This window comes from Phascolarctobacterium succinatutens CAG:287, assembly GCF_000434895.1.
Classification (GTDB): domain Bacteria; phylum Bacillota; class Negativicutes; order Acidaminococcales; family Acidaminococcaceae; genus Phascolarctobacterium_A; species Phascolarctobacterium_A succinatutens_A.
Genome location: NZ_FR892824.1, coordinates 1 through 3,998, shown reverse-complemented (window position 1 = coordinate 3,998; position 3,998 = coordinate 1). Strand labels below are relative to the sequence as shown.

General features: G+C 46.0%; 4 protein-coding genes. All 4 read right to left on the bottom strand.

Translation table 11 applies throughout. The annotated features are described in order from the left end of the window. The coding region (locus tag BN587_RS10435; RefSeq protein WP_303684973.1) for a hypothetical protein at nt 1-388 on the bottom strand (388 nt) is incomplete at its 3' end. 172 nt (nt 389-560) lie between these two features. Further along, nucleotides 561-1,787, bottom strand: a complete 1,227-nt coding sequence (locus tag BN587_RS10430; RefSeq protein ID WP_021721087.1) for a M20/M25/M40 family metallo-hydrolase — start codon at nt 1,785-1,787, stop codon at nt 561-563. A gap of 147 nt (nt 1,788-1,934) precedes the next feature. Further along, nucleotides 1,935-2,288: a CGGC domain-containing protein gene (locus BN587_RS10425; protein WP_044484899.1), complete on the bottom strand. Its 354-nt coding sequence runs from the start codon at nt 2,286-2,288 to the stop codon at nt 1,935-1,937. Nucleotides 2,289-2,501: 213 nt separating this feature from the next. Further along, nucleotides 2,502-3,704 (bottom strand): S-layer homology domain-containing protein, encoded by a 1,203-nt coding sequence (locus BN587_RS10420; RefSeq protein WP_021721085.1) that lies wholly within the window; start codon nt 3,702-3,704, stop codon nt 2,502-2,504. Nucleotides 3,705-3,998: the final 294 nt, after the last annotated feature.

Here is a 3,998-nt window from a genome sequence, read left to right as displayed (position 1 = left end):
TGCGGTTCAGCATACGCAGGATAAAGAGCAGCCACAGCATCACCAGGATATTGCCCTCGCCCATAAAATAAGTTGCTATCAGCGTCAGACCGCCGCCGATGAAACCGCCGAGCTGACGGTCAGGGTCAAGCTCCAGAGCCAGCATATAGCTGAAGAGGAAGGATAAAGCATAGCCCAAAGCACTTACTACAGCAGCACCGGAATCCATACCGGTAGAGCATTTCCACAGCGTTACCACAACGGAAATAGCAACAGCGCACATCATCGCAATACGCACCGGCTTTTTGTCAAAGTCAATCGGGCGTCCCAGGCCAAGATACTCGCTTATGCCCGTAGGATCGTAAGCGGCAGGCTGATCACCTGCATATTTATTACTTTGTTTCGACATATCATCACACCTTATCTGTAAGATTTTAACTATTTTATTATACCACAAGTGCAGTGTCTAGTCATTATGTAAAACATATAAAGGTTGGCAGAAAGTCAGAATATAGCAAAAAAGTTTCCCCGACGTAAATTAAATACGCGGGGAAAGCTTTTGACTCATTATAATATTTTTATCAGAAGGTTTCTGCCAGCTCAGCCAGAGTCAGTGCAAAGGCTGTAGTTCTGGGAACTGCGGTGTTCAAATCTACAGATTCATGGTCTGTATGCTCATCATAGTTTTCTACGCCCAAAGCATCCAGCGTCGGTACGAACTTCGCTGTGCGGTTGCCGTCGGTGAGTCCGCCTGCTACCCATTCGTTTACCTCAGCACCGTATTCATCTTTAACGATGCGCTTATACACATCAACCATCTTCTGTGCCTGCGCAGTTTTCTGCATCGGACCGGTAACAATGCCGCCGGTAATTTTAATGCTGGTGCCGGGGATAACAACCTTATCTGCCAATGCCTTAACCTCAGCATCAATGCGCTGCTGTTCTTCAATCGTAAAGCAACGGATATTTACCTCGCAGAAGGCATCACCCGGAATAACGCTGATTTTGTCATTGGTAGAACCGATTACGCCAACATTGACGGTATTCTGTGGAATAAACTGACCTGCATCAACAATGCCGCGCGCCTTCAGCGCTGCTGCCGTATAATCCTCCGGATTCCCCGGCATGGGGCTGGCAAGCTTCTGCAGCTCGGTAATCGTGTATGCCAGCTGGTGAATAGCGTTGGCGCAGGATTGAGATGCGTTGCCGTGGTGTCCGCCCTTACCGGTAACCTCAACGCGATATTTGGCATTGCCCTTGCGCTGGGTAACAATGCCCCAGTTCGGACGGGCAACGTCCATGATAATCGCAAAATCGGACTGCTGCGACAGCTCTGCCACGATATCCTCGGCAGTCTTGCTGCCACCTTCTTCTTCACCGTTGGTGTAATAAATAATTTCCTTAAAATTATCAAAGCCTGCAGCCTTCAAGGCTTCCAAGCCATATATAACCTCTACAACGGTAGCCTTGTCATCACCCACACCCGGTCCCCAGGCAAAGTTATTCTCGTCAACACGGAACGGACGACGTGCAGCTTCACCCTTTTTAAATACTGTATCGACATGGGCAACAAGCAGAATCGTGTATTTGCCTGTTCCCTTTAAGCGGGAAATCAGATGGCAGGCTCTGTCATTATATCTGAACTCCGTGGCAGCACCGATAGCTGTCATTTTTTCAGCAACAAATTTATTTGCTGCCTCTGTGCCCTCTCTGTCACCATTACCGGAATCAATATTTGTCAAGGCTTCCAAATCCTTCACATAATCCTCATAATGCTCGGCAATATACTTTTTTACGGCTTCTCTCATTTTCTTACCCCTTTCGTATTCGGAATCATAGTTATATTTATTCGTTAGGGTGTGTAAAAAATCCTGCCACAGGAGATTTTTTTAAGTTGATAAAGTGAAAAGCAACAGCCATTACTGACTGTTGCTTTGCCAAACTTTATATATTTTTCAGTGAGTGCCGTCTACGATGGTGATACCTGCTTCCTGCAGTTCATCGATAATCGCTTTAATTTTAGGACAGAGATGCTTTTCGCCATTGGCATCCTTTTTGTGCGTGCAGTGGCTGATATGCAGCGCATCCAGCTCCAGAGCCTTCATACGTTCAATTTTTTTACGGATACCTTCCTGGTTTTCCAGCATGGAATCGCCACAGCCGTTACAGGTCCACATCGCCATCAGGCGCAGCTCTTCATCTCCATACTGTGCAAAAGCTTTGTCCTTTTCATAAAAAGCACGCAAGCAGCCTGCTCCCGCACAGGATGCGGAGGTTTTCAGGCAGCGCAGAATTGCTATTTTCTTCATAATATATTCCTCCAAAAAATAACTTGCAGGCATTTGTAGCCTCGCTGTTTATTTGATTTTAGCATTATTGAGGAGGGTTGGCAAGTAAATCATACTTAAATCATGTGCTTTGTTGCTTGGTGCTCACGTCAAAAAGAGGACGGTGCGCACCGTCCTCTTTTAATTTATGCATATGCGATTTTTTGCTTTTCAGCGGATTGACGTAAAGCCAAATTAGAAAGTGAATACTACTTGGCTCCACAGAGTGTTAATATCGGAGTGGTTCCATTTGTCTTCCAGGTCATAGTATTCAACAGCACCAACGATGTTCTTAGCGAAGGTGTAGTTAGCGCCTACCATGTAGCCTTTGAAGCCATGGTTGCCGTATGCACCGTTCATGGTGTGAGCAACAACGGTGGAACGAGCTTGGTCATAGTATTTGCCGTAAACGCCGAAGGAACCTTCTTTAGCAGCTTTAGCACCAGCATAGGACAGACCGATAACGAAAGCATCGTCATCACCATAGATTTCTTGGTCAGAATCCATGTAGTTAGCAGTCAGGTTCAGGTCTTTAGCCAGATCAAATGCTACGCCAACATTCCAGATCTTGTTGTCATCCCATTTTTCGGAGAATGCACCATCAGTGAAAGTGCCATCTTTGAATACAGTGTAACCAGCGGTTGCAGCTACAACGCCAAATTTAGCGTCAACTTTTGCACCGTAAACATTATCATATTCGAGATCTACAGTAGAGCTCAGAGCTTTACCTTGGTCAGTCGGTTTAGCATAGAAACCGGTTACTTTAACGTCTTTGCCATAGGAAGCAACAACGCCGTCAGCACGGGTGTCATACAGGTTGCCATCAACCAGATTCAGCGGCAGACGACCAGCTTCAACAGCTAAGCCACCGATTTTACCATCAACATAAGCGCGTTGGAAATCAGTTTTCTCATCGCCAGCGTTGTTTTTCAGGTTTTGTACGTTTTGCAGCATGCCGGTGTAGGTCCAATCATCATTGATTTGGCCTTTTACCCAGATACGGGAACGCAGACCGGTTTTGTAACCGTCTTCATCATAGTCAGCATAGTTGTAACGGATGTTGCCGGTAATTTTTACATTGTCAGCTTTTTTCTCCAGGTTAGCAACGCGAACACCCAAGTTGTCCAGCTCGTCAGCAAATTCAGCAGCCAGTTTGTCAACATTAGCGCCTTTTGCCATTGCTTTAGCAACGATTTGAGCCATTTCATAACGAGTCATCAGCTTGTCGCCACCGAAGGTGGAGTCGCCGTAGCCTTCGATTACGCCAGCAGCAGCCAGTTTGTTGATGCTGTCATAAGCCCAGTGGCCAGCAGGTACGTCAGAGAAGGGGTTAGCAGCGTAAGCGGAAGCGGTTACGCCAAGAGCCATTGCCATTGCGAGAACTAAAGATTTTTTCATTTTCTTTTCCTCCCTTAGGAAATCCGGCAGTATTGTCGACTGCCAATTTTTATTTTTACAAATCACCCTAAGGGAAACTTCAGTAAAGTCTGTGCAAGAGTTGCCTTGTTTCCTCTGTACTTCTTTGCCGGTATCCACCGCGGGCAATTTATAAACGTATTCAACACAGCAAGAGGAGGAAATGCAGATTGCAAAATCCTTAGTACTGTCATAAAGCAATCTGCAAACTCTTGCTGCTGATTCCATTATAATACAGATGTCCCCCCCCGTCAAGACTTATTGTCTGAAAAAATT

Excerpts from the sequence above, each read along its gene's own strand:
- BN587_RS10430 (WP_021721087.1), bottom strand. The coding sequence starts at position 1,787 with ATGAGAGAAGCCGTAAAAAAGTATATTGCCGAGCATTATGAGGATTAT.
- BN587_RS10425 (WP_044484899.1), bottom strand. The coding sequence starts at position 2,288 with ATGAAGAAAATAGCAATTCTGCGCTGCCTGAAAACCTCCGCATCCTGT.
- BN587_RS10420 (WP_021721085.1), bottom strand. The coding sequence starts at position 3,704 with ATGAAAAAATCTTTAGTTCTCGCAATGGCAATGGCTCTTGGCGTAACC.